This is a genomic window from Zunongwangia sp. HGR-M22 (assembly GCF_027594425.1).
GTDB lineage: Bacteria > Bacteroidota > Bacteroidia > Flavobacteriales > Flavobacteriaceae > Zunongwangia.
This window is the reverse complement of record NZ_CP115159.1, coordinates 245,250-272,035: the sequence shown is the minus strand read 5'-3', so window position 1 is coordinate 272,035 and position 26,786 is coordinate 245,250. Positions and strand designations below refer to the sequence as shown.

The 26,786-nt window shown below is 35.1% G+C and carries 25 protein-coding genes and 1 tRNA gene; 9 read left to right on the top strand and 17 right to left on the bottom strand.

Annotated features, from left to right (window positions below; all coding sequences use genetic code 11):
• Positions 1-52: 52 nt before the first annotated feature.
• From PBT91_RS01165 to PBT91_RS01135, 7 genes are all read right to left on the bottom strand, one after another.
• Entirely contained in the window at positions 53-994 is a 942-nt protein-coding gene (locus PBT91_RS01165) for a ribose-phosphate pyrophosphokinase (RefSeq protein WP_270059983.1), read from the bottom strand.
• 114 nt (positions 995-1,108) lie between these two features.
• Positions 1,109-1,786, bottom strand: a complete 678-nt coding sequence (locus PBT91_RS01160; protein WP_270059982.1) for an outer membrane beta-barrel protein — start codon at positions 1,784-1,786, stop codon at positions 1,109-1,111.
• Between the two features lie 154 nt (positions 1,787-1,940).
• A complete protein-coding gene (locus tag PBT91_RS01155; RefSeq protein WP_270059981.1) occupies positions 1,941-2,393 on the bottom strand; it encodes a hypothetical protein in 453 nt (150 codons plus the stop codon).
• A gap of 183 nt (positions 2,394-2,576) precedes the next feature.
• Positions 2,577-2,658 (bottom strand) — tRNA-Leu (locus PBT91_RS01150).
• Between the two features lie 601 nt (positions 2,659-3,259).
• Positions 3,260-3,877: a response regulator gene (locus PBT91_RS01145; protein WP_270059980.1), complete on the bottom strand. Its 618-nt coding sequence runs from the start codon at positions 3,875-3,877 to the stop codon at positions 3,260-3,262.
• The gene (locus PBT91_RS01140; RefSeq protein ID WP_270059979.1) at positions 3,874-5,631 is read right to left on the bottom strand and encodes an ATP-binding protein; all 1,758 of its coding nucleotides are present in this window, start codon (positions 5,629-5,631) and stop codon (positions 3,874-3,876) included. The genes PBT91_RS01145 and PBT91_RS01140 overlap by 4 nt, the downstream gene beginning before the upstream one ends.
• Entirely contained in the window at positions 5,631-6,008 is a 378-nt protein-coding gene (locus PBT91_RS01135) for a hypothetical protein (protein ID WP_270059978.1), read from the bottom strand. The genes PBT91_RS01140 and PBT91_RS01135 overlap by 1 nt, the downstream gene beginning before the upstream one ends.
• A 516-nt stretch (positions 6,009-6,524) precedes the next feature.
• On the opposite strand from PBT91_RS01135, the gene PBT91_RS01130 reads away from it, so the two are divergent.
• From PBT91_RS01130 to PBT91_RS01115, 4 genes are all read left to right on the top strand, one after another.
• Positions 6,525-7,112, top strand: coding sequence for a HupE/UreJ family protein (locus PBT91_RS01130; protein WP_270059977.1), 588 nt, complete (start codon positions 6,525-6,527; stop codon positions 7,110-7,112).
• Between the two features lie 96 nt (positions 7,113-7,208).
• Positions 7,209-7,640: a deoxycytidylate deaminase gene (locus tag PBT91_RS01125; protein ID WP_270059976.1), complete on the top strand. Its 432-nt coding sequence runs from the start codon at positions 7,209-7,211 to the stop codon at positions 7,638-7,640.
• A complete protein-coding gene (locus PBT91_RS01120) occupies positions 7,637-9,238 on the top strand; it encodes a S41 family peptidase (RefSeq protein ID WP_270059975.1) in 1,602 nt (533 codons plus the stop codon). The genes PBT91_RS01125 and PBT91_RS01120 overlap by 4 nt, the downstream gene beginning before the upstream one ends.
• Positions 9,239-9,541 (top strand): hypothetical protein, encoded by a 303-nt coding sequence (locus PBT91_RS01115; protein ID WP_270059974.1) that lies wholly within the window; start codon positions 9,239-9,241, stop codon positions 9,539-9,541.
• Here PBT91_RS01115 and PBT91_RS01110 read toward each other — a convergent pair.
• From PBT91_RS01110 to PBT91_RS01100, 3 genes are read right to left on the bottom strand one after another with little or no spacing between them, the layout of a single operon-like run.
• Positions 9,533-10,144 (bottom strand): FAD-dependent oxidoreductase, encoded by a 612-nt coding sequence (locus tag PBT91_RS01110; RefSeq protein ID WP_270059973.1) that lies wholly within the window; start codon positions 10,142-10,144, stop codon positions 9,533-9,535. The genes PBT91_RS01115 and PBT91_RS01110 overlap by 9 nt on opposite strands.
• Positions 10,145-10,146: 2 nt before the next feature.
• A complete protein-coding gene (locus PBT91_RS01105; protein WP_270059972.1) occupies positions 10,147-10,350 on the bottom strand; it encodes a hypothetical protein in 204 nt (67 codons plus the stop codon).
• Complete coding sequence (locus PBT91_RS01100) at positions 10,347-10,928, bottom strand: MarC family protein (RefSeq protein ID WP_270061405.1); 582 nt, start codon at positions 10,926-10,928, stop codon at positions 10,347-10,349. Before PBT91_RS01100 ends, PBT91_RS01105 begins: the two co-directional genes overlap by 4 nt.
• Before the next feature lie 122 nt (positions 10,929-11,050).
• Here PBT91_RS01100 and PBT91_RS01095 point away from each other — a divergent pair, with 122 nt between their 5' ends.
• Positions 11,051-11,614: a DUF3109 family protein gene (locus tag PBT91_RS01095; RefSeq protein ID WP_270059971.1), complete on the top strand. Its 564-nt coding sequence runs from the start codon at positions 11,051-11,053 to the stop codon at positions 11,612-11,614.
• Positions 11,615-11,719: 105 nt separating this feature from the next.
• Complete coding sequence (gene dgt / locus PBT91_RS01090; RefSeq protein WP_270059970.1) at positions 11,720-13,066, top strand: dGTP triphosphohydrolase; 1,347 nt, start codon at positions 11,720-11,722, stop codon at positions 13,064-13,066.
• Positions 13,067-13,086: 20 nt separating this feature from the next.
• Here dgt and PBT91_RS01085 read toward each other — a convergent pair whose 3' ends face one another.
• Complete coding sequence (locus PBT91_RS01085) at positions 13,087-14,085, bottom strand: DUF3078 domain-containing protein (RefSeq protein ID WP_270059969.1); 999 nt, start codon at positions 14,083-14,085, stop codon at positions 13,087-13,089.
• Between the two features lie 38 nt (positions 14,086-14,123).
• Positions 14,124-15,890 (bottom strand): 1-deoxy-D-xylulose-5-phosphate synthase, encoded by a 1,767-nt coding sequence (gene dxs, locus PBT91_RS01080; RefSeq protein WP_270059968.1) that lies wholly within the window; start codon positions 15,888-15,890, stop codon positions 14,124-14,126.
• An 81-nt stretch (positions 15,891-15,971) separates the two neighbouring features.
• On the opposite strand from dxs, the gene PBT91_RS01075 reads away from it, so the two are divergent.
• The 3 genes from PBT91_RS01075 (at position 15,972) to PBT91_RS01065 (ending at position 20,788) form a co-directional block, all read left to right on the top strand.
• A complete protein-coding gene (locus PBT91_RS01075) occupies positions 15,972-16,421 on the top strand; it encodes a nucleoside deaminase (protein ID WP_270059967.1) in 450 nt (149 codons plus the stop codon).
• A gap of 157 nt (positions 16,422-16,578) precedes the next feature.
• Positions 16,579-20,187 carry a metallophosphatase gene (locus PBT91_RS01070; RefSeq protein ID WP_270059966.1) on the top strand — a complete coding sequence of 1,203 codons (3,609 nt, stop codon included), beginning with the start codon at positions 16,579-16,581 and terminating at the stop codon, positions 20,185-20,187.
• Between the two features lie 13 nt (positions 20,188-20,200).
• Positions 20,201-20,788, top strand: a complete 588-nt coding sequence (locus PBT91_RS01065) for a thioredoxin family protein (RefSeq protein ID WP_270059965.1) — start codon at positions 20,201-20,203, stop codon at positions 20,786-20,788.
• A 26-nt stretch (positions 20,789-20,814) separates the two neighbouring features.
• Here the strand turns inward: PBT91_RS01065 and PBT91_RS01060 are convergent, their stop codons facing one another.
• From PBT91_RS01060 to PBT91_RS01040, 5 genes are all read right to left on the bottom strand, one after another.
• Positions 20,815-21,522, bottom strand: a complete 708-nt coding sequence (locus PBT91_RS01060; protein ID WP_270059964.1) for a haloacid dehalogenase type II — start codon at positions 21,520-21,522, stop codon at positions 20,815-20,817.
• A 364-nt stretch (positions 21,523-21,886) separates the two neighbouring features.
• On the bottom strand, positions 21,887-22,282 hold the full coding sequence (locus PBT91_RS01055; RefSeq protein WP_270059963.1) for a hypothetical protein: 396 nt from the start codon (positions 22,280-22,282) through the stop codon (positions 21,887-21,889).
• An 88-nt stretch (positions 22,283-22,370) separates the two neighbouring features.
• Positions 22,371-23,243, bottom strand: coding sequence for a ChaN family lipoprotein (locus PBT91_RS01050; RefSeq protein ID WP_270059962.1), 873 nt, complete (start codon positions 23,241-23,243; stop codon positions 22,371-22,373).
• Positions 23,244-23,368: 125 nt separating this feature from the next.
• Positions 23,369-24,562 (bottom strand): HmuY family protein, encoded by a 1,194-nt coding sequence (locus tag PBT91_RS01045; protein WP_270059961.1) that lies wholly within the window; start codon positions 24,560-24,562, stop codon positions 23,369-23,371.
• A gap of 17 nt (positions 24,563-24,579) precedes the next feature.
• On the bottom strand, positions 24,580-26,694 hold the full coding sequence (locus tag PBT91_RS01040; protein ID WP_270059960.1) for a TonB-dependent receptor plug domain-containing protein: 2,115 nt from the start codon (positions 26,692-26,694) through the stop codon (positions 24,580-24,582).
• Between the last annotated feature and the right edge of the window lie 92 nt (positions 26,695-26,786).

Genomic DNA, 26,786 nt, shown 5'->3' with positions numbered 1-26,786 from the left:
ACATTTTGCTGAGATATTAAAGTCTGGTTCTAAATTTTTTAGCAGAAAAAATTTACATTAAAAATTTAGAACTAATTGAACGATTACCATGCACTCGCTGCATTACATCTGCAAAAAGATCGGCACAACTAACCACCTTTATTTTATCACATTTTTTTCTAAGCGGAATAGAATCTGTTACGATAAGCTCAGATAACTTAGAATTTTCTACACGCTCGTATGCTCCACCTGAAAGAACAGGGTGTGTACAAATTGCCCTCACACTTTTTGCGCCACGCTCGATCATAAGATCTGCGGCTTTAGTAAGCGTTCCTGCAGTATCTACCATATCATCTACCAGAACAACATTTTTACCTGTAACATCCCCAATTAATTCCATATGTGAGATTACATTGGCCTTTTCTCTTTGCTTATAACAAATAACCACATCACTCTCTAAAGCTCTTGAATACGCATACGCTCTTTTAGACCCGCCCATATCTGGAGAAGCGATGGTTAAATTATCTAAATTTAGCTTTCTTAAATAAGGAAGAAATACAGTTGAAGCAAATAAATGATCTACAGGTTTTTCAAAAAAGCCCTGAATTTGATCGGCATGAAGATCCATGGTAATAATTCTTGTTGCCCCGGCTGTTTCCAAAATGCTGGCGATCATTTTTGCAGCGATAGGAACTCTTGGCTTATCTTTTCTATCCTGCCTGGCCCATCCAAAATAAGGCATTACAGCAGTTATATGCCTTGCCGAAGCTCGTTTTGCAGCATCCAGCATTAACAGCATTTCCATCAAATTATCTGCCCCTGGATTTGTAGAACCTATAATGAATAATCGCGCGCCGCGCACAGATTCTTCGAAAGACGGCTGGTACTCACCATCACTGTAAGTAGAAGTAATTACGTTCCCTAATTCACTACCGTACGAAGCTGCTATTTTTTCTGCTAGACCCCTGCTTTGGGTACAGCTAAAAATTTTAGCTTCGGTTAAAGGAGTACTCATTGTTGTGTTGTTTAAATATTAATTAATAGTTGTGTTGCAAATTTAGAAATTAATTCTGTGTAAAGAACTTCTAATTTAAAATCTGCAAAAATCGTTTAAACAACAAGTGATCGTTTAAAAATAGCAGCCTCGACCGCCACTCTTGGCTCTTTTATTAGCTCTACTTTTATTTTGAATCGTAAAGATTGCATAACTAACATTTAAAGTTAGTATATTCACTCTAGCATCATCCAATAAGAAAACTTCGTTCGAACCATTGTAAGGCAAAACTGCAGTTTGATTCTCATCAGAATCGAAAGTCCAGTCATACATTAAACTTAATTCTAATCTTTTATTTAATTGAATCTTAAGTCCTGAAACTATATTTAAATTACTCATATTGTCTCTTAAATCCTCTCCTCTAACATTGAAATCATTTCTCACTATATTCTGATATCCTGGACCAACCACTAGATCGATATTCCTGAAGATTTCGTACCCAAGCAATAATTCAAAATTCAATTTATCTAATGTAAAAATAGGTGAGGAATTTGGAAAACTATACTCTCCCCTAGACCTATAAAAAAGAGCTTGAGGACGAATTAAAAATTTACCAAAAGTTCTTTCGTAAAAAATTCCTCCCTGCCCACCGAATGCTGCATCTGGAGCAAAATGTAAATCTGGACTACCTACTAAATCCCCATTATGAGATTGCAGAGAATAATTAAAACCTGCTGTTAATCCAAGTTTAGACTCCTGAGCGCCGACGCTCGTAAAAAACAGTAATAACAATAAGGCTAATATATTTTTCATAAAATGTAGAATTGGGGCGGGGAAATTATAAATTTTACAAGTAAATCCTAATTTAACTATAATAAAAGTTTGCTAATTAGGAACATATTAACGATTTACAATTTAAAAAGCGTTCATAAAAAATGTTAAATTTCATTTAAAAAAAACTTAAACCTCACTTATACGTAAGCCGAACAGCATAACTCAGGTTTTTACCAGAAATATAACTCTCTCCTTTTGTTAAAAACGTCAATGCACCATTATCGATATCATAGCCTTTCCATACATCTTGTATGCCACCGCCTAAGGTTATTTCTGTTTCGCTAACATTAAAATTGAAAGAGTATCTGTTCTGCCTAGTAATTAAACTACCCGTACCATCTTCATTAAAAATATATACGTTTTGATCCAGACTATTTTTTAACTGCTGTTCTAAATTCCCGATGATAGCAGGATCACTTTCATTAATATCTATAAGATTAAGCCCACTAAATTTCCATTCATCTTCATTAACAAGCCATTTTCTTCTTGTTTCTAGATCGGGTTCAGAATCATATAGGTCATCAGAATTACATGATGCTGTTAGAAAAAATAGCGAAATACTAAGGCAATAGAAGAATTTGTTCATTTATCTGAAATTTAAAACAGGCATCCAAATTAATAAAACTAGCTTAAAAAAGCACTAGCAATATTGCGTTTGTAATATATCAGCAAAAAAGAATCTTACTTATAGCTGAAAAATCTATATTATCGAAGAACCCTAATTTTTAGACATAAAAAAAGCTGAGACATTTATCTCAGCTTTTTCTTGTACCTTGGGTGGGAATCGAACCCACACTCCCGAAAGAACTGGATTTTGAATCCAGCGCGTCTACCAATTCCGCCACCAAGGCTATTGGACGGCAAAATTAAAAAATTATTCGATATTCAACCTATTTTTGGATAAAAATATAATTATAAAACAGGGAATCTTAGCGCTACCATATTTAAAAAAATCCATCTCCCGGGAGAGAGATGGATTTAACAAACTAAAGGATGAAACAAATCTTAGACCTGCTTCTTTATGTTCTTAAAGAGCGAACTCTTTAAGTTGATTGTAAATTGGGATAACTTACAAACAGAATCAATGTCAAAAAAACAGAAATTATATTAAAAACCTGTTAGCTGCAATTCATCTAAATGTAAAGTTTAGTTTCGGGAATTGTTAGCAATATTACCTAAAGATGAAGAACCTTTAGAAAGAAACCCTATTCTAATTCATATAAAATTAACTTCTAAAAACTAAGAATTTCAACACGAGATCATTATATTTTCAAATTCAACTAAAAACAAAATCTCCCGACTTAAGAGGCCGGGAGATTAATTTCATAAAAATGAAATAGAGAATTGAACGAAATACTTCATCAACACTATTAAGAACTGCTAGCATTATGAACTATTAATCCAAAAGTATTTATTCTCTGATTTCAGCAACACCCCCTTCTTAGGGTATTTTTAAAATTTGTATTTAGATTGTAAAGCGTAGCGCAATAATTCTCCCGGGCCATGAAGATCTAATTTCCTAATCATGTTTTTACGATGTGTTTCAACCGTAGTTTTGCCAATAAACAAAGTATCAGCTATTTCTTGATTGGTTTTCCCTTTACCTATCAATTTTAAAATTTCAATTTGACGCTTGGTAAGGATTCCTTTGCTCTCGCCTTTAGAAGCTTCTGTAGTTACACTTAAATTAGGATCGTAATATAATTTTCCTTCAGAAACATCTATAATCGCTTTTTCCATTTCTGCTAAAGATGAGTTCTTCAGCAAATATCCTGTTGCCCCGGCTTGTAGCATTTTATCGACCGCCTCGTCCTGATCGAACATACTAAAAGCGATAATTCCGATTCTGTCAAATTTCGCTTTAATCAATTTCGCAGCTTCAATCCCGTCCATCACTGGCATTTTAATATCGGTTAATACCACATCGGGAATATACTTTTCAACCAATTCCAATAATTCTTTTCCGTTTGTCGCCTGGCCTATAATCGAGATCTGGTCGTGATATTTAAAATACGCTAAAATTCCGTCGGCTACGGCTAAATGGTCTTCTGCTAATACTACTCGTATCATGATACTGGTATATCTAAAATTACTGTTGTGCCGCCATCAGGCTGACTATCGATTTCTACCTTTCCGCCAATATGTTCAATTCTTTTGATAATAGAGCCTAAGCCCATACCATTATTCTTCTCTTTTAGTTTTGAAGTATCAAAACCTTTACCATCGTCTTCTACCATAATATTTATATGATCGTCGAAAGCGGTAAGGTGAACAATTATTTCTGAAGCTTCTGCATGCTTTATTACATTGGTAATAAGCTCTTGCACAATCCTAAAAATCGTTATTTCGAGGCTGGTTTCTAAACGGCGCTCCATATCGTGATCCTCAATTTGAATCACCAAACTATTCCCTACCGAAACTTTCGCCGCATAATTTTTTAAAGAAGGCACCAAACCTTCACTGGTTTTTAAGCCGGCATTGCGCTGGTGCGCATAATTGCGCACTTGCTGATAGGTTTCATCTAACAGCGAATCGGTTGTTTTAAATAACTCATCCTGCTCGTCGCGTAAGCGACCTGTTTTAATTTTTAAATTCTGAAAATGAAGTTTTAAAGTAGCCAATAAACCGCCTAAATTATCGTGAAGATCGTTTGCTATTTGCTGGCGTTCTTTTTCCTGGCCTTCTAACATCGCATCTAAACCGGCAAGCTCCTGATTTTTTAATTGTTTTTCTAGTTGATTTTTCTCTAAAGCCGACTGTTTTATCTGAAGTTGCTTTTTTGCCATCCGGTTACGGTACACCAAATAACTAGCGACCAATAGCAGTACTAACAAAATTATACCTGAAAACAACCAAGTTCGATATTGTTTTAAACGAAGATTTTCATTTTCTTTTTTCTGAACCTCATACTTGGTTTGGATATCGTAAATCGCTTTTTCCTGATCTTCCAGGTTTAAACTATCCTGATAGGCTTGGGTTAATTTATAATACTCTAAAGCTTTAGCCGGTTTATCGGCAAGCTCGTAGGTTTTTGCCATTAAATTATATAAAAAGCGTTTGCGATCTTTACGATATTCTTTTCCTAAAAGTGAATCTGCCTTTTGATAACTTGCAATAGCCTTGTCGTACTCGCCTAATTTTTTATAGGCACTAGCCGTATTTAGATAGCTTGATTGTAAATCTTTTGGTTTCTTGTAAAACTTCCTAGAACGATCAAAGTAATACAAGGCTGAATCTTTATAAGCTGTAAATTCCATATATAGAACCCCAAAATTATTAAGCATTTGAGCTTCAGACAAGGTATCTTTATCTGTTTTTATTAACTTTAAAGCTTTTCTGAAGTATTTAAACGAACTATCTACCGTTTCTTTTTTGGCAAAATTAACAGCTATCCGTATATAGGCTTTACGAAGATTTTTGGGTTTGTTTTGTGAAAGATGATAGTCTAAATAATCATTGAGAAATTCCTCATAATGTAAATGGTCACTACCAATATTTTTTACTACCTGAAACAACTCAAGATTTATCGTTGCTACCTTCTCTAAACTATCTATTGCAGTGTATAGTTTTTTGGCTTTTAATAATAAAGGATAGGATTCTGAATCTTCCCTTCTGAATTTATAATTAGAAGCTTGTAAATAATAAAACCTGGCTTTTTGAGGAACCGATAATTTAATGGTGTCAACTTCTGCAAGAAGATCTAAAGATATTTGATAATTATCCGCTTGTTTAGAAGCTTCCGCTTTATCCAACAGCTCTTGCTGCGCAAAGCAAGAAACCAACCCAAAAAATAAAACTCCACAAAAAGCCAGTAGTTTTTTCATTATCCCACTCCTTGTAAGACACCTTCCCCTACGGTTTCTTCGTCTTCAGGATCACCAACACCGCCGCCTTCTTTCGTTCCGTTTAATTGCCAATTAATTATAAACTTGAAATAAGAACCATTCTCATCTTCTTTTAAAACAAATGGTACAGATACTGTTTTTGAAATTGGCGATGGGGTAACATTGTCGTTATCTATTTTTACCAAAAGTTGAATTTTTAAAACTTCCGGCAAAAGTGTACTAGTTCCAATAATATGATACTCGTCGACATAATTAAAATTTTCCGGTAAATGTAAATCTACTGTGTAGCTGCTTTCTCCTTCAGCTTTCTGTAAATTATCCACGTAAAATAGCGGATAGTTGTTAGTGTTACTCATAATTAAACTTCGATTTTTATTTAGCTTAAAATTAACAAATATTATAATCAAAAAAAGTTTACTTTAACTTTTATGAAAATATACGCAAACACCCGCTTTTATTACATTTTAGAGAAAAAGTCAAGGGGGAATTTCCCCTTATTGTAGATTTAAGTAATTGTGATTGATTTTTTTTTGGAAAATCCTCTATTAAGCTTTTGTAAGAATCATCTTTCAAACTCAATAATCACAGTCAATCGAAGTAGGGAAACTATAAAAATAAAAATGACGTAGTCTCACAACTACGCCATTTTCAGACTTTAGAACAAACTTTTACAATAGACAATTGCAATATCATTTATCGATTAAAACTGCCTTGATATTCAAATCTAAAAAACATTACTATAATTCACAATATTTATTTAGATTAATTTTAAATAAATAAGATGAAAATCTTTCAATGTTCCACTTTAGTAACTCTTAACTTTGTGATTTTCTTAAGAAGTTGTACTTTCGGCAGCATTAGCCCTTTTCCCTATGTCACAATTTTGGTTATATCTTAATTTAGGCCTAAAGCATGTTTTAGATTGGAATGCTTACGATCATATCCTGTTTTTCATTGCTCTGGTAGCTTCTTATACATTTACTTCATGGAAAAAGATGTTGTGGCTGGTCACCATCTTTACCTTAGGTCACACCTTGGCATTGTTCCTTTCCACCTACGAAATAGTAATGGTAGATACCGCCTGGGTAGAATTTCTAATACCAGTATCGATTATGATCACCGCGATATACAACATTCTAACTGCTAGTAATAAAGAAAAATCTAATAATCCTACCTTACTTTATTTTACCACCGCTTTTTTTGGAATAATACACGGCTTAGGATTTTCTACCTACTTTAAAATGCTTAGTAGCGGGTTTTCTTCAAAAATATTTCCTCTCTTAGAATTTGCCTTAGGTATAGAGTGCGCACAGGCAATAGTGGTTTTATGCGTTTTAATATTAGCTTTTATAACACAAAATTTCTTCCGAGTATCCAAAAGAGACTGGGTGCTTATCGTTTCAGCTATCGTTGTAGGTATTGTACTTCCTATTCTAAGAGAAAATTTCAATGCGATTTAATTAATTTTAACGCGTTAAAATTGGTTTAACCTGTAGCATACAATATTTTAGCGTTCCTTTACCTAAAATAAGATAAACGATCTCCCATTACAGCGCATGCAAAAAGACAAACAACTTAAATACGACAAAGCTTATTTAAGAATAGCAAGAGAGTGGAGCAAACTCTCACATTGTAAAAGAAAGCAGGTTGGTGCTGTAATTGTAAAAGATCGAATGATAATTTCTGATGGTTACAATGGGACGCCTAGTGGTTTCGAAAATTTTTGCGAAGATGAAGCTGGATATACTAAATGGTATGTATTACATGCTGAAGCTAATGCTATTTTAAAAGTTGCTGCTTCTACCCAATCTTGCCAGGGAGCTACCTTATACATCACCCTGTCACCTTGTAAAGAATGTAGTAAATTAATCCATCAGGCGGGGATCAAACGCCTGGTATATTGTGTAGATTACAAAGACAATAGCGGTCTTGATTTTCTAAAAAAAGCCGGGATCGAGATAATGCAAATAATCCAACTGGACGATTGAAAACGAATAGAAAAATATATACTCCGCTCTTATTAGGAATTGCCTGCGCTATTGGCGTTTACATGGGTGGTAAAATAAACTATTCGTCATCAGATCAGCTTTTTTCCTCCAATCCTAAAAAAGAAAAATTAAATCGTCTAATCGACTATATCGATTACGAATATGTAGACGATGTAAATACCGATAGCATAGTTGATATTACGGTAAACAATATCCTGAAAGGTTTAGACCCACATTCAGTTTATATTCCAGAGAGAGAATACGATAATGTTTCCCAAAATATGAAAGGCGATTTTGTAGGGATTGGGGTAAGTTTCTATGCTATAAACGACACCATAATGGTAATCCAACCATTAGAAGGAGGGCCAAGTGAAAAAATAGGAATTCGTGGTGGCGACCGTATTTTATATGCCAACGACAAACCACTTTTTGATCTTAGTGTTAGCAGTGATTCGTTAACCACATTCTTAAAAGGAAAGCGAGGCAGCAAGGTCGAATTAAAGATAAAACGGCCGGGACACGATAAACTTCTTACTTTTAATGTAGAACGCGATAAAGTACCTATTAAAAGTGTAGAAGCTGTTTATATGCTGAACAAAACTGTAGGCTATATAAAAATAAATCGATTTGCTGAATCTACTTACGAAGAGTTTAGGGCCGCAATCAAAGCCTTAGAAATTGCCGGTGCAAAAGAAATAGCACTAGATCTTCGGGACAATCCCGGGGGTTATCTGGCCGAAGCGATAAATATTATAGACGAGTTTTTAAAAGAAGATAAACTTATATTATTCACCAAAAACAAAAGCGGATCTATAGAAAAAACTTTTGCACAACGTGAAGGCGATTTTGAAAATGGTCACGTTTATGTTCTTATCAACGAAAATTCTGCCTCAGCCAGCGAGGTAGTTGCTGGTGCTTTACAGGATAACGATGTAGGCACCATAATAGGGCGACGTTCTTACGGGAAAGGATTGGTACAACGTGAAATGGATCTTGGCGACGGTAGCGCCGTAAGATTAACTATTGCTAGATACTACACGCCAACAGGACGCTCCATCCAAAAACCTTACGAAAACGGAAATGCCAACTACTTTAGAGACTACGAACGCCGTTATGAAAATGGCGAATTAAAAAGTGTCGACAGCATAAAAGTAGATGACTCTTTAAAATATGTAACCCCGGGCGGTAAAGTGGTTTATGGCGGTGGCGGTATAATTCCAGATGTCTTTATCCCAAAAGACATCGAAATTGAACGAGAACATATAAGTATTTTATTAAATCGTGGATTTTTAAGTCGGTTTATTTTTCAGGAATTAGAACGAAATAGATCCTACTACAATTCACTGCCTAAAAAAGAATTTGATGAAAATGTAGAGATTAACGACGAGACTATCGATCGTTTAATCGCCTACGGAAAGAACGAAGGTTTAAGTATTCGACTTACCAAATACAAGCCATTAATGATGCAGTATTTAAAAGCGGTAATGGCACAGCAGCTATTTGGTTCTAATTACTTTCAGCAACTAAAAAACGAAGGCGATCCAGTAATTGATAAAGTTTTGGAATTATCTGAAGAAAAAAACAATTTTAAAGATTAAATGGAAGAACCAGAAGTTTTATTAATATACAGCTTAAGCACCTCGCTATTCTTTTTTGTAATCGCAGTAAGTTTTCGATTGCTGGATAATAGCGCGTTCCTTATGCTGAAAAAAGAAATTTTTGTAGATTCTTCTTACGTATCAAATCATAGCATTAAAAGACATATTGTATCGCATCCTGAAGATAAGGTCTTTACCGGTAAACTAAAAAGAGCTTTATTTTACCGTTGCTTACATAAAGTTTTTTTAATACTTATGGCAACCTCCTTAGTAGTTACTATTGCAGCATTATTTTTAGAATAATTTATCGTGCACTTTAGTGTGTTCCCCATCATTCCAATCGGTAAGGATATCGGTGGCTACAGCAGCTCCACTTCCGCAGGCTATCGAATATTGGCTTCGCCATCCAGCTAAAGATCCCGCTACATAAAGATCTGGGATCACAAGATGATCTTCATTCATTAACTGAATTCGATTTTTAGAAGCTTTCGCTTTTTTGTGGGGCATTACATATTTATCCAAACCGCCTATTCTAAAATTATCAGAGTATCCTATAGCAATAACAACTTTTTTAGCCAGATATGTTTCTTTATTAGTTTTAAGCTCGTAAATCCCATCTTCATTTTTACTAATATGCTGAAGCTTCTCTTTCTTTAATTGATCTACTTTTGGATATAACTCCTCTAACTGCCGTGGTCCTTCCTCTAATAAAGCTCTACCCTCAGTACCCGGTTTTAATCCTAACACATTATTGAATAATGCGTTCTGAAGATCTGAAGATTTTTGATGAAGAACAATACCAATTTTTTTATCTTTTGCATATTCTTTCTCCAAAGCCGAACCAATCACTAAGGCACAAGACATTGCTGCAGCACCACCACCAACAATTAAAAGATCATATTCCATAATTAACTGTTGTGTTTTTTAGCAATAGCTCTAGAGACCAATAAAATTCCCATTAAAACAATCACACAAAGGCTTGCAATAATTGCGATTAAAGCCCCACCACTCTCATCTTCCATGATATGGCTACTAAAATCTAAAATGGTAATATTAAAACCAATTACAACAACTCCTAAAAAGATGATCGTGTAAATTAAATACTTTGTCATTTAAATAAACTCTGAATGTTTGCGGCAAAAAGTTTAACGGCGATTGCCAATAAAATAACGCCAAATATTTTACGGATAACACTTATACCCTGGGATCCTAAAACCCTTTCAATTTTTCCGGAGGATTTTAAAACTATATATACAAAGATAATATTGATTATGATAGCGACAATAATATTTATTGTTTCATATTCGGCCCTTAAAGATAAAAGTGACGTCATTGTCCCTGCTCCCGCCACTAAAGGAAAGGCTAAAGGCACGATTGATGCAGATTCTATAGAATCATCTTTATAAAGACTAATCCCCAAAATCATTTCTAAAGCAAGGAAAAACAGGATAAAAGCACCTGCCACCGCAAAAGAGTTTACATCGATCCCAATAAGATTAAGAATCTCTTTCCCTAAAAACAAAAAAGCAATCATTAGCAATCCTGCGACTATAGAAGCTTTCTCGCTTTGTATATGCCCTACCTTTTTACGCAAATCCAAAACTATTGGGATACTACCAATAATATCGATAACAGCGAATAAAACCATACCCGCCGTAAACACTTGTCTGAGATCGAACAATTTAAACATAATTCTAAATTTTTTGCAAAAGTAATTTTTCATAACAAATTGAGCCATTTTGAAATGGAAATATTTGCTAAATAATGAGGCGCTTTTCTTTATAAAATCAATCATAAAATTATCTTTGCCGTATGTTTCAGTTAGGTAAAACCATAGTATCAGAAGAAATTCTTAAAAAAGAATTTGTTTGTAATATAAGTGCATGTAAAGGCGCTTGTTGTGTAGACGGAGACGCAGGAGCTCCCGTAGAAGAGTATGAGAAAGAAATATTGGATAGAATTTATCCAAAAGTAAAACCCTTTCTTAGACAAAAAGGTATAGATGCCATCGAAGAACAAGGCACTTACATCACTACAGATTTTGATGAGATAGAAACTCCGCTTATCGATGGTGCAGACTGCGCCTATGTAACTTTTGATGATAAAGGAACAGCTTTATGCGGCATAGAACAGGCATACAATCAAGGAGAAATCGATTGGAAAAAACCAGTTTCCTGCCATCTTTACCCAGTTAGAGTTCAACAATATTCAGAATTTGCTGCGGTAAATTATCACCAATGGCATATTTGCGATGATGCCTGTAGCTTAGGAGAAGAACTTGGTGTGCCCATCTATAAATTTACCAAAGAAGCGCTTATTAGAAAATTTGGCGAAGACTGGTATATGGAATTAGAAAAAGTAGCCGAAAACCTATAATCTGGGCGTTGCCTTCGGCCGGGCTTTCGCTACTCGCTTTTCAAGATTTACCAATCTTGCAAGAGCTCAAACAAACCGCTCTATCCCTAACGCAAAACCAAAATCATGAACTGGGAACAACTATTATCACTAAAACGATCTGGAGATACCAACAAACGCTTACGTAAAGAGCAGGACGAAACCCGCTTAGGATTCGAAGTAGATTACGACCGTATCATTTTCTCTTCAGCTTTTAGAAGTTTGCAGGATAAAACACAGGTAATCCCACTTTCCAAAACAGATTTTGTACATACGCGCTTAACACATAGTTTAGAGGTTTCTGTAGTTGGCCGCTCTCTAGGACGCCTTACCGGCAAGAAAATCTTAGAAAAGCATCCGCATTTAAGCAATATTCATGGTTACCAGATGAATGATTTTGGTGCCATCGTAGCTGCGGCGGCTTTAGCCCACGATATCGGGAATCCGCCTTTTGGACATTCCGGAGAAAAAGCAATAGGAGAATATTTTTTAAACGGAAACGGAAAAAGATTTAAATCACAACTTAGCGAGAAAGAATATCAAGATCTTATTAAGTTTGAAGGAAATGCAAACGGATTTAAAATTCTAACTCAGGATCGACCCGGCACTCCCGGCGGATTAAGAATTAGCTATGCGACGCTTGGGGCTTTTATCAAGTATCCAAAAGAATCACTACCACACAAACCAACCGCTAACATTGCAGATAAAAAGTTTGGTTTCTTCCAGAGTGAAAAAGAAACAATGCTAGATGTGGCAGAAGAACTTGGCTTAACCAAAACCGGCAATGAAGGTAATATCAGTTTTTCACGCCATCCATTAGCGTTTTTGGTAGAAGCAGCAGACGATATTTGTTATACTATCATAGATTTTGAAGACGGCATAAACCTTGGTCTTATCGACGAAGATTATGCGTTGGAGTATCTTATTAAATTAGTTAAAGACACAATCTCGACACCAAAGTATAATTCTTTACAGAATACGGCAGATCGCCTTAGCTATTTAAGATCTTTGGCTATAAATACTTTGATAAGAGAAGCTGCAGAAATATTCCTGGAAAATGAAGATCAAATTCTTGCGGGTGAATTTCATCAGTCATTATTCGATAGAAGCAAGTACGAAGCACAGATTAAAGATATCATTAAAATAAGCGTCGAAAAGATATACCAAAGCGAAGAAGTAATCAACAAAGAAATCGCAGGCTATAAAATGCTAGAAACCTTATTGGATACCTATACTAAAGCTTTTTTGCCAGAAACAGAAGATCCAGATTCTAATTTTAATGATTTGGTGTTACGATCTTTACCAAAGCTAAAGCATTTACAGTCTGAGACTTCGGTATTTGAAAAGTTAATTCAGATTTGCTCGTACACCGCATCTTTAACCGATGGATTTACGGTTTCTTCTTTTAAAAGATACCAAGGTTCTGGTTTTTAATTTCAAATTAAAATCACACATTAAAAAACATAGGTAAACCCAATTCCCAAAAGCTGTTTCCACTGCACTCTTGGCCCTAAAGTTTCTAACTCACCATCACCATTGGTGTCTTCTTTATATTTTACATCGTCATCATAAAGGATATGAGACCCTATATTGGCTTTAATAAAATCGTTTACTTTCATATCAAAATTTAATTGCCAATCGACATCTATATTCCCGAAGTTATTTAAATAATCTGAATAAAAACTTATTTGAGTATTCATATTCACATTAGGAAAAACCTGTGTTTTGTAATCACTGGTTATCAAAAACCCAAATTCAGATCGCACTTTTTTGCCTTCTTTAATAAGATTATCGTCCTCATCATATTCTGCTCCTTCTACACCATAAGCCCCTTCATTAGCCAATCTTTGATCTAAAACAAATGTAGATTTTTCGGTTACCGGCGAGATATAGGCATTAAAATTTTCATCGGGATGAGAAAACTGAGTACCCACACCAATTAAAAGATAACCAGGCGCCATGAATTTGGATATTGCTGCATCTTTATTAGGATATTTATATCCATTTGCAAACTGTGTCCTAAAATCTATATTGCCAGAATAATACCAATTAGAAACAGAATCTGCGCGATATCCAAAAGTGGTTTTAAAGTGAATTTGATCATCGGTCTTTCTTAGTTCCTGCCCTTGTTGCGAGTTAAGACCATATCGTAAATAGAGATAATTCTTCCAGCTGGTGAGTTTCCTTTTAAAATTGCGTTCAAATTCACCATGAAACAAGGCTGATATAGAATTATTTCCACCTGCGTTCCAGTTCACAAAAGCAACTTCATTTAAATTCACTCCAACAGCATTCTTCTCAGACCAGTAAATCACAACCTTCTCCACATCTGCAGAATCTTGCGGCGTTTTTGTGGTGTCTTGCGCCGTTTGATTTTGTGCATATGCTGGTAGAGAAAATACGCCAAGAAAGAATGAAATACTAATTAAACTAAGGATTAATCGGGCTTTCATTAAGTGTTTTAGATTATTCGGATTCGCTAAATTAAAAATTAAAACAAAGATTTTATCACTTGTACTATAGTTTTAACGTCTATTCCAGAGATTTCTTGTAATTCATCAATTTTTCCATGCTCAATAAAAGTATCGGGAACTCCTAAACATTTTATTTTTCGGGAATAGTTATTCGTTGCTGCAAATTCTAAAACACTACTTCCAAAACCGCCTTTCACCACTCCGTCTTCAACCGTAATTATAGTTGTATACTTGCTGAAAATATGATGAAGCAATTCTTCATCTAAAGGTTTTATAAACCTCATATTATATAATCCTATTGGCTTTTCTGTTTCCTTTAAAGCAGCTTTTGCGTTTTTGATAATTGCTCCTATACAAAGGATGGCAATGTCTTCACCTTCGTTTTCACAAACTCCCTTTCCTATTTCCAAAGTTTGAAATGGCACCTGCCAGTTTTTCATCACGCCTCTACCTCTGGGGTAACGTATGGCGATTGGATTCGATAATCCTAGTTGAGCGGTATACAATAATTGCCTTAGCTCGATCTCGTTTGCCGGTGCTGCTACAATCATATTCGGGATAGCCCTTAAAAATGAAACATCAAACAAACCGTGATGTGTAGCCCCATCTTCGCCTACCAAGCCGGCACGATCCAAACAAAATATAACCGGTAACTTTTGTAACGCAACATCGTGAATTAATTGATCGTAAGCTCTTTGTAAAAAAGTTGAATAGATATTACAAAAAACGATAGCGCCTTGTGTTGCCATTCCTGCTGCGAGCGTCACGGCATGTTGCTCGGCAATACCAACATCGAAAGCTCTTTCAGGAAATGCATCCATCATATATTTTAAAGAGCTGCCAGTTGGCATAGCCGGAGTAATTCCTATAATTTTTCGATTTTGTTTGGCCAACTCTACCAGAGTTAACCCAAAAACATCCTGATATTTTAATGGCAATCCTTCTACATTAGAAGAGAGTAATTCTCCTGTATCTGGCTTAAATTTTCCCGGTGCGTGATATTTTACCTGGTCTTCTTCTGCTTTTTTTAAGCCTTTACCCTTCTTAGTGATAACATGAAGAAATTTGGGACCCGCCGTATTTTTAAGTTCTTCAAGAATAGCCACTAAAGCTGTAATATCGTGCCCATCAACCGGTCCAAAATAATTGAAATTAAGCGCTTCTATCATATTCCCTTTTTTGGGCTTATATCCAACTTTGGCTTTGGATAGATATTCTTTTAAAGCTCCAACGCTAGGATCGATTCCTATGGCATTATCGTTTAAAATTACCAGCAAATTAGCATCGGTTACCCCGGCATGATTTAAACCTTCAAAAGACATTCCGCTAGCGATCGACGCATCACCAATTACTGCTATATGATGCTTTTCTAAATTTCCATTTAATTTTGAAGCCAATGCCATTCCCAAAGCTGCAGAAATGGATGTAGAAGAATGCCCAACACCAAAAGTATCATAAACACTTTCTTCTCTTTTAGGAAAACCACTAAGACCATTTAATTGACGATTGGTGTGAAAATTATCTCGTCTTCCTGTTAAAATTTTATGCCCATAAGCCTGATGCCCAACATCCCAAACCAACATATCATTAGGCGTATCAAAAACAAAATGCAACGCGATGGTTAACTCTACCACACCAAGACTGGCACCAAGATGTCCCTCTTTAGCGGCCACAATTTCTATTATAAACTGCCGCAACTCGTTTGCAAGCAGTTTTAATTCCTCTTTAGATAAATGCCTAAGATCTGATGGATCTTGTATTGTATTTAAAATTGTATACGCCATAATCGTCACAAATTTAGCTTTATCCTGAAACTAAATTGAATAATTACAACTTCGTTTTTTATCTTGCTGAAAAATACTGCCGTGCTCACACCATACGATGATAATTATTTTATGAAAAAAGCCTTTGAAGAGGCTGAAATTGCTTTTGAAAAAGGTGAAATTCCTGTAGGGGTTGTTGTCGTTATTAAAAATAAGATAATAGCCAGAGGCCATAATCTTACTGAAACTTTAAATGATGTTACCGCCCATGCCGAAATGCAATCTATTACAGCAGCCGCTAGCTTTTTAGGTGGTAAATATCTAAGAAATTGCACCATGTATGTTACTCTAGAACCCTGCCAAATGTGCGCAGGTGCTTTATATTGGAGCCAGCTTTCTAAACTGGTTTTTGGCGCAAAAGACACCCATCGGGGTTATCAAAAATACGGAGTTCAATTACACCCAAAAACTAAGGTTATACAGGGAATAATGGAAGAAGAATGCGGACAATTATTGAAAAAATTCTTTGTTGAAAAACGCAATCTTAACTAGGCTCTACCTTACATAGCGTATTTTTTAAGAAAACTTTTTAGCTTACAGAACTTAAAATGTTATAGATAGTTAAAAATTAGTGTCGTCTGCGATTTTTTTTGAAATTTCACGTGCTAATTAGAGCGCAATCACGTCTTCAAAAACTACAGATTTATATATGGTAAAAAAATATATACTACAGCATTCCTATTTCAATTTGAACAAATTTTCACTTCTTTTTCTACTAATACTTGGCACGGGAATTAATCATTCTTATGCTCAAAATTCAGAAAGAAAAGTTTCCCAAACATTTTATTTAACAGGAAATACAGGTGTCGACGAAAGCGACTACACCGCACAGGTACTTTCAGCAATTAATAAAATGTCTCAACAAGATGAAAAAGCAACTTTTGTCGCTTTAGGAAATATTACTCCTAAAACCGGTTTTCCACCTAATAAAAAAGACAGAGCTAAAGTAAAAGAGCTTTTACGGAAAAACCTGATGGAACCAATGGAAAATTTTAACGGGCGAATAATTTATACCCCCGGTAAAAATGAATGGAATAAAAATGGTCATGAAAATATTGACGACATGGAGTCGTTTTTACAGGATAACAGTAAAGCTGAATTTTGGCCAAATGACGGTTGTGTTCGCGAAATTGAAGATCTGGACACCGAGAATATTGAACTTTTAATGGTAGATTCTCAATGGTTCTTAGAAGATTGGGATGAACACCTGTACATTAACAATAAATGTGAGTTAAAAACTCGAGACGAATTCTTTACCAAGTTTAAAGACGATCTTAAAGACGAACAGAACAAAACTGTAATTGTTGCTATTCACCATCCTATTTTAAGTAATACAAGACTCAGCTTTTTTGAAAAAACTGGAGGTTTTAAAAAAGAAGATTATTACAGCCAACAGCGCAAACAATTAAGAGGCACGATAGAAACACTGGCAAGTATGTTCCCAGATGTGATTTTTGTTTCAGGGAGTGATCAAAACCTTCAATTTTTATCTGATGATGGCATCCCACAAATCATAAGCGGAACCGGAGGACAGAAAACAAAAAAGGCTAAAGCCGATGAGGATGACGGGCAATTTGCATCTAGTGATCATGGTTTTGCCAGACTTACCGTTTATGACGATAGAAGTTCTGAAGTTGAATTTTATTCAGTTGAAGGTGGAGCTACTAAAAAATTATTCAGCAAAGTCATTAAGCGCCAACAAACTACTTTAGACGAGGTATCTTATCATGATTTAAGCGACTACCCTTCTACCATAGAGTCTTCTATTTACACCGAGGATGAAACTAAAAAAAGTGGTTTTTATAAATTCTTTTGGGGAGAACACTACCGTGATGTATATAGCAAAGATATTAATGCTAAAGTTTTAAGATTAGATACATTGCCCGGTAATCCTGTAGCGATTTCTGAAGGTGGTGGCCACCAATCTAGATCCATTAGAATTAAAGATGATAACGATCACGAATTTACGTTAAGAGAACTACGTAAAAGCGCTGTAAGATTTATCCAATCTGCGATTAAAAATCATTACGTAGAGGATTATATGCAAAATACTGTGGCCGAAGATTTGGTACAGGATTTTTATACTACCGCACATCCTTACGCACCATTCGCATTAAACTCGATGTTTGATACGTTAAACATTTATAATGCTGAACCAGAAATTTATTATCTGCCCAAACAAAAGAACCTAAATATTTTTAATAAAGAATATGGTGATAAGCTTTACATGCTAGAAGTTCATGCGGGTGATGAAAACAAGGACAACAAAAAATTTGGAAGCCCAGATGATATTGTGTCTACTACAGATTTGTTACTCGACATGAAAGATTCTAAAGAATACCAAATCGACCAAGATCAATTCCTAAAAGCACGTTTAGTAGATATGCTAATTGGTGACTGGGATCGTCATTTTGATCAATGGCGTTTTTCAGAATTCGAGCAGGAAGATGGTACTAAACTTTATGAGCCTATTCGCCGTGATCGCGACCAGGCATTTCCACGCTACGATGGCCCTCTAATTAAATTATTCAGTTTGGCTATTGTAGATTTCAGAAAAATGCAGGATTACGAAAAAGGGGTGAAAAATGTAAAATGGCTTAATTTTGATGGTTATCCTTTAGACCAGGCATTTATAAAAACACTTAGCTGGGAAGATTGGGAAAAACAGGTTAGATATATACAAAATCAACTTACCGACCAGGTAATCGAAGATTCTTTTAAAATCCTTCCTAAAGAAGTACAAGATGAATCTATAGACAAGATCATCGCGGCTACAAAAGAGCGAAGAGACAATCTTATGAGTCCGGCTAGACGATATTTTGAATTTCTTAATCGCTTCCAGGTAGTTACAGGAACCGAGGAGAAAGACAACTTTCTAATTACAAGAAAACCAGATGGTAAAACAACAATTTCTATTGAAAGTGAAGATGAAGTTGTTTTTGAGCATACTTACGATAAAAAAATCACAAAAGAGATTTGGTTGTATGGTTTAGATAGCAAAGATGATTTTAAGATCGTAGGTGATGGAGACCATTATATCAAATTAAAAATTATAGGTGGTGAAAATAATGACACTTACAATTTTGAAAATACCCGTAATGCTAAGCTTTACGATTACAAGAATAAAAAGAATACCGTAAAAGGCAACAGCAATAAATGGTTGGTAGACGATTATGATATCAATAATTACAGTCCTGAAAAGAGAAAATACAGCACAAATGTTATATTACCAAGCGTAGGATGGGATCCAGATGCAGGTTTTAAAGTTGGAGTTAGAGACACCTACACCACTTATGGCCTTGCCAATAATCCATTCGAATCTCAACATCAGTTTGAAGGGGCTTTTTATGCTGCAACTTCTGGATTCGAATTTAATTACACGGGGGAGTTTGCGCATATCTTCCATAACTGGAATTTTGGTATCGAAGCCGGAATTACCAGTCCAAATTACGCGATAAACTATTTTGGAACTGGCAATGAAACAAGTTATGACGACGATGCTGTTGACAGAGATTATAACCGAATAGGAATCGCACAATGGAATTTCGCCCCGTCTTTAATTTATAGAAATGGATCTGGGCTTAACTTTAAGATCAAGCCATTGATAGAGTCTCATGAAGTAGATTACAAAGAAAACGAGGCAACCGGTGAATTTTTCGATGTTGATGATGATGTTTTTGAAAACCAGATTTATGCTGGTGGAGAAGTTTCTTTTCAATATAAAAATAAAGGAAACGAGCTTTCTTTTATAAGAAGAGGTCTTCAGTTTGACGTTGCCACCGGTTACAAAACAAATATCGACGAGTTCAATAATGAATTTATTTACTTAAAGCCATCTTTATCTATAGATTATCCTTTACATTCTAGTGGATTGGCTGTACTAGCTACCAAAATTGGAAGTAATATGATTTTTGGTGACAATTACGAATTTTATCACGCTGCAACTTTAGGAGGTAATCATAGCTTAAGAGGTTTTAGAAACGAAAGATTTAACGGAAAAACTTCTTTATATCAAAGCACCGATTTAAGAGTGGGAATAACTAAATTTAGAACTAATTTTGTTCCGATAAGAATGGGATTCACTCTAGGCTTTGATTATGGTCGCGTTTGGGAAGATGACGATAATTCTGAAAAATGGCATAACGATTTTGGAGGTTCTATATTTATTAATGGATTTAATGCTTTATCTGGTAATTTAGGACTTTATCACAGTGAAGATGGAAATAGAGTGATGTTTACACTAGGATTCAATTTCTAAAATTACCAAATAAATGAATGTAAATAAACCGGTATTTAGTTATATCGAATTTTACGAATGGACCGTTCAACTGGTAAATAACAAGCAAACTTCAGGTGAAAAGCAAACCGAAAACTTGGTGAAATTTACCGAGCTTAATGCAAGCCGAATGAAACGGCTTAATAAAACGAAATTAATTCCTGAATTAGAGAATGTCGTTACCGGGCTTAAGAAAAAGCAAGTTTGGTATGTTATTACTGAAGCCTGGTGTGGCGATAGCGCGCAAAATTTACCGATAATTGGCGAAATAGCTTCCGCAGGAAATAAAATAGATCTTAGAGTAATTCTTAGGGATAAGAACCCAGAGTTTATGGATAAATATCTTACTAATGGAAGTAAGTCTATTCCTAAGCTTGTTGCTTTTTCTGAAGAGGGTGTAGAATTGTTTACTTGGGGACCAAGACCTGAACCCGCCCAGCAATTAGTACTGGATTGGAAAGAAAATCCTAATGGAAGAGATTTTGAAGACTTCGAAAGAGAGCTTCATACCTGGTATGCAAAAGATAAAACACATACACTACAAAACGAATTCTTGGAGATACTGAGTTCTCTAAAATATTAAAAAACAACGCCTGAAATTATTCAATTTCAGGCGTTGTTTTTTATCACCTCTGCAAGCTCATCTATATTCTTAAAGCTTAAATCAGCAGGCTTTGCCAAGGGATATTCGTTCTTACCATCTCTTTCAATAAAAGCCGTTTTTAAACCTGCTTTTGCAGCTCCTGCAATATCCCATCCATGTGCTGTGACCATCAAAGTCTCTTGTGGTAAAAGATGATGATCATTCAGTACTTTTTGATAAGTAATCGTATGGGGTTTAAACTTTCCTACAACATCTACCGAATAAACTGCATCAAAATAGTTATCAATTTCAGCGAAACTTAATTGTGCCTCCAGAGTTTCTCTGTTACCATTGGTAAGCGCAATTAATTTTAGATTCTGATCCTTCAATTTCTGAAGTCCAATTGAAACATCTTTATAAGCAGGTAATTTACTCACCAAACTTAATGTTGAATTTATTTGATATTCAGTACAATTTTTTCCGAAGAAATCTGCCGTCATTTTAAAAACAGCTTTTGCAATTTCAGAAAAATCATTGTGAGTATCGGTTTCGTTTCCTACAAGGGAATAATGCAAAAGTTTATCAAACCAAACCTGAAAGCCGAGAGAATTATCCAACACACGATTTATCTCCTCCCTAAGTTTCTGCATATTCAATAATGTCTCATTTACATCAAAGATTATCGCTTTTAATTTCATAACTGTAATGATATAGAAAAAGTCGATAACCAGCATTATCGACCTTTTATTATTTTTAGTCTGACGCGAAGTTAGAAAGCCATTGAGAGACATGATGTTAATAGGCCGTTATTTCACGGAACTTTAAAATGAGTCCAAACTTTGTAAAAAGAAAAGGCTGCCAACAAGCGTTGATCAGCCCTTTTCTCACTCTCTCTCACTTAAAATCAATTACAAATATCTGAGTTCTTCAGAATTTGTTTCTGGGCAATCAGAATTGGGAATGATTGCCCAGAAATACATTTTAATTTCTTTTCTTGTTAGCTTTAAGACAAACAGCTGATACAAAAGTATTGATTGCTTAAATTTTAAATTGTTAATAGCTTGTTATTTCACTTTATTTTAATCTTTAAGAGCTACTTCAATTTTCTTCAATATTTTGCTCTTTACCATCCCTCATCATCATCAAAAATAGGTAATCCCCACCTTCTTCTTTAAAATTGAATTCTTCTCCAATAAGCTCCCAACCTTCAGCATTATATTTTTTTATAAGTTTTATTAATCCATTAAAATCATAATGATTAAAAAGTTTAGATCGTTTTTGTTTAATTTTCTGATAATCTTCTCCGTTTAAAGAAACATAGGCCATATAATACTTCAAGCTGTACGGACCATAAACGATGGTAAGATAATCGTTTTGAATAGCTTTATGATTAGAAGCTTCAGATGAAATTGCCAGCGAATCTTTTTCCTGGGCACTGGCAATTAAAGAACACCCAAAAACAGCTAAAAACGAAAGTAGTTTGAAAAATTTCATAAGAATAACTTTTGAAGCTTTTTAAAGCAAGAACAACTCCAAAGCCTAAAAATCGATCATATTTTTTGCAAAAAGGGAATTTCCTCCTTTAGTAAGTTCTTGTAAAATCCTCAGGAATAAAAAGTATAAAATTACCGGTACTCACTTTTTCTGGTACAAATTCTAAAGCTTCATCGTCACTTTGTTCTGCACTAATTACTGCGATCTTTAAATCGGGTTTCATTTCTTTTAAATACCAGTAAATTCCGCCATAACTCTTGCTGTGATAATCGCCATTATAATGAATAAAAAGCCCGTCTTTAGGAAGATTGTTCAGGATCTTTTCTGCCATAGTTGCATCTTTAATCGCCTGGGCTTCTACAAATTTCATGGCATCGCCCTGCATACCGTGACCATTCATCATTTTTAGCATTTCAGCATAACCCGGTGTGATGGTATCCACTTTTATAGGAAGCTTTGCAAAGTAAGATTGTGCTTCTTTAGCATAGGTTTTTAAGGTATCCATTCCATATTTTGAAACTACCGATGCATAACGTCTTGGCACATTTGTAGCCACAAATTGCAGATTATTGGTTTTGGCAAATTCAATTAAAGGTTTATAATCTGTTTTATAATTATTCCATAAACGCATTTCTTCTTCAAAACGGTTCTGCGGAATTTTATCCTGAAGGTATTCATCCAGAATTAATTGATTATCGGCTTCAAACATCTCAGCTCCCAAGACCAGATTCGAGTTTTTAGCATATAATTTTTCAGTCAGTTTTTTCTGAAGCCAATGCACTACAGGATGATCATGGAATTCTCCAAAAAGTACCACATCGTAATTGGATAAACTATCGCTCATTTTTTGAAACGAAACCGAATTTCCTTCAGTATCATAAATCGCATACGCTTTTAATTGTTGTGCATTTACCGCAAAAGTCGCGGCTAAAACGAATAAGGTTGTAAAAATTCTTTTCACACTAAAAATTTGAATCTTAAGATAATCATTTATCGCAGTGCCAGCCTTATTTAATCCCGATTATCGGTTAAAAATCCCTGCCTTTTAAAAGAACAGGGATTAAAATCAAACTAAAATAACACTCCTTAAAGAAGATCGTACCTAATCTGTGGATAACCACGTTCTCCATCAGTATTAAATAACGCGGTAAATTGCAATTTATAGAAATTACCATCTGCATCTTTTACAATATAATACCTATCTGAAAGCGCTCCTTCACTATTAGAACGCCATTCACTTGCGATTAATGCACGATCGTCGTAAACAAACTCATTTTCCTGTACATCGTCTAAAGTAAACTCATCGTAAGATGGTTCATCTGTTGGAACAGGAGCGCCACCTTCTTCTTCAGCAGGCCCTTCTGTAAGCACCATATAAACCCCTACGCCATTCAACGTATTATGTACCACATAATCTGAATATGTGACACCAGCTACCAATCCTCTTGAACTTCCGTAGTAAGAATATACACTGGTATAATTAAGATCCCAATTACCTACTCCAGGCTCAACCTCAACTTCAGTGTCGTTTTCCAAGCTAAAAGCACTAAAATTATAAGCTTCGTCTTTAGTAATTACCACTTCTTTGTGTGTATCTGAACTTAGGGGAGCATATTGCAATACATAATCGTTGTTATTCATGAAAACCTTGATTTTATAAAAACCACGATCTTCACCGGTATGATTTAAAGAGCCATCTTCAGAGGCTGGTGGAATTTCTTTTCCAAGGGAAACAATGATTACCTCAGCTTCTGCTTCAGTATTAGCTATATCTCCTATGGCAGTTTTATCTAGATCTCCGGTGCTATCATCAGTAAACGTAATGTTATTTTCTAGATTGCCATACATATGATATCCTACAGGAATTCCTTCTTTTAATTCGCTTAACGTACTTACTGTAACTTCTGTTGGTTGGAATCCTTGATTTAGAAATTTTAAAGTCATAGGCGCGGATAATTCGGTATCGTCATTAACTGCATCGATATCATAAATGCCTTCTAGTTTTGCGGCTGAAACTAAAATCGAGGCGTTTAGGATCACCCGGTTTTCAGTACTTACAAAACCAAGTTCCCAGCTATCGCGACGAACTACGTTGGTTTCTTCGGTGCTTAAATCGATATATACCTGGTTGGGTTCGTTAGATCCGCCAGATTCTATATCTAAAACCGCGCTTTCTACCGCGGGTATTTCGATAATTCCTCCTCCGTTATCGTCATCGCTGCTACAACTAAACAGTACAAAACTTAGACAAAATAATGGTAGTAAAATGTTTCTTTTCATTGATTTATTGATTAGAATTAAATATTAAGGTTATATAAAAGTTTTAGAAAATACGAGCGGCCATACCCAAACAGTAACGAAGTCTCTGGTGCCTCGTGGCCAGGCGTAGCGGTAATTGCCGAATTGTTTACCCGAACTACATTAAAAATGTTTCTGGCACCCAGCGTAACTTCAAAACGTTTCTCAAAGAAATATTTATTGATACTGGCATCCATTAACGAGTAATCTTCCTGCGTTCCTTTTACAAACTCGTTGGTTTCGTTATCTCTAAAATATTGCTGCAACTCGCCATTGTATTTTAACAGCAGTGAAAAACGTGTTTCAGCTTTTGGCCAATAATAACGCAAAGCTGCAGTGGCATTTAAGCTGAATAAATAATCATCTGGGTTAGATGTTTCGGTTTCCAGGCTTTGTGAAATCCCGGTGTAACTAAGACCAATATTAGTTTGAAAGTTTTTATAGCTGAAGTTATTTTCAGTAGAAAATCCCAAAACTTTATATTCAGCAATATTCAAATATGTAAATTTATTATCTCCAATATTCACCCGATCTATTTTATCATCTATATCAAAATGAAAAATTTTCAAATTATTCTGAATGTGGGAATCTTTATTTAATAGCGATTTTTTTTCCGCAGAAAATAAGTAAGAGATTCCATCTTCTGGATTTAAATCTGGATTACCCTGAACATCATGATTGGCATCTATTAATTCGTAGTATAAATTTGTATACGTTGGAGTTTTATAAGCCGATCCTACCACCGCCTGAAGTTTTATATCTTTCGCTGGCTTGTAATTAGCGCTGTTAGACCAGATAAGTTTACTACCGTAATTAGAATTATTGTTTAATCGAACACCTGGATAAAAAGACCAGTTATTTTTAGCAAAAGAAAGCTGAGAAAACACATCGTAATTCCCTAAATCCTTTTCAGCAATATTATCTGAATATGCACCGCTGGCCACCGCATCGTACCCTTGCTGATAGGTAATTTCGTAACCGGCCGTAAGGTTGAAATTGGGCGATCTAGACAATAAATTTTCGAAAGTCCCTTTAGAAAACCAAAGATCACTTTCCTGATTAGTCATACTTACATCTATCCTTCTGGTTTGTTGTCGTCTAAGATCATAAGTATATTTTTCCCGATCACGCGTTTGAGTTTGATACGAAAGCGAAAGATTATAATCTACCTGATTTAATTTTCCGAATACCTGTGCTTCGTGCCGAAAGCGGTTACTTATAAACTGCTCGTCGTTAGCTGTGATATCATATTCCCCATTCTGTAGTCTTGAATTGATTGCGTGGTTATAGATATCTAACGTTTCATTATAATAATTGAATTTGTAGAAAAAATTAAAGTCGTTTTTACCATATTTCAGCATTGTATTTAAGGTATGCTGTAGTTTTGGATTCCATTCGTAACCACGGCGACCATCATTATTCACACCGTTTCCCGATAAGCCGAAATAATCTTTTCCGAAGTAATTATTCTTAAAACCTTTAAAATCGTTCCTCGAAAAATTAGCTGAAGTATACCAGTGATCTGAAATATTATGCGATATATTCAGATTTTGGATATGGCGGCCTTCATCATCAAAATTATATTCTTCACCAACCGTTTCTTCCTGCACACTTGCCCTGATATTCCATTTAGAAGGACTCGATTTTTTGGTAATAATATTAATCACTCCAGCTACAGCATTATCACCGTAAAGGACGCCCATAGCACCTTCGACAATTTCTATTCTGGCAATATCTTCAAGATTAATCTGGGTAAGGTCAATATTATTGCCATAACCGTTATCACTAACCAACGGTACATTATCGATTAATATCTTTACATAATCGCCAGACAATCCAAACATACTTATGGTAGAGCGACCATCTGCAGCATTGGGCGTAATGTTAATATTTAACTGCTGATTTAAAATATCGGCTAGATTGTTAGCCCCAACCTGATTGATCTGTTGGGCACTTATCGTCTTGACAGAAAATAATTCCTTATTTATACTATTTATGCTTTGCTCGTTTCCAAATAAAAGAACTTCGTCCAACTTGTTTACACTAACCGAATCCCTTTGTGCATAAAGGTTTCCAACGATCACGCCAAAACAAATAAAACTTGCAATTCTCATTATTTAGATTTAGTTTAAATAAATTTAATCACAAACATATTAGCTGAACTTGAATTCTCCAAACAAAAATCTATTTTATTTTTAAACAATCT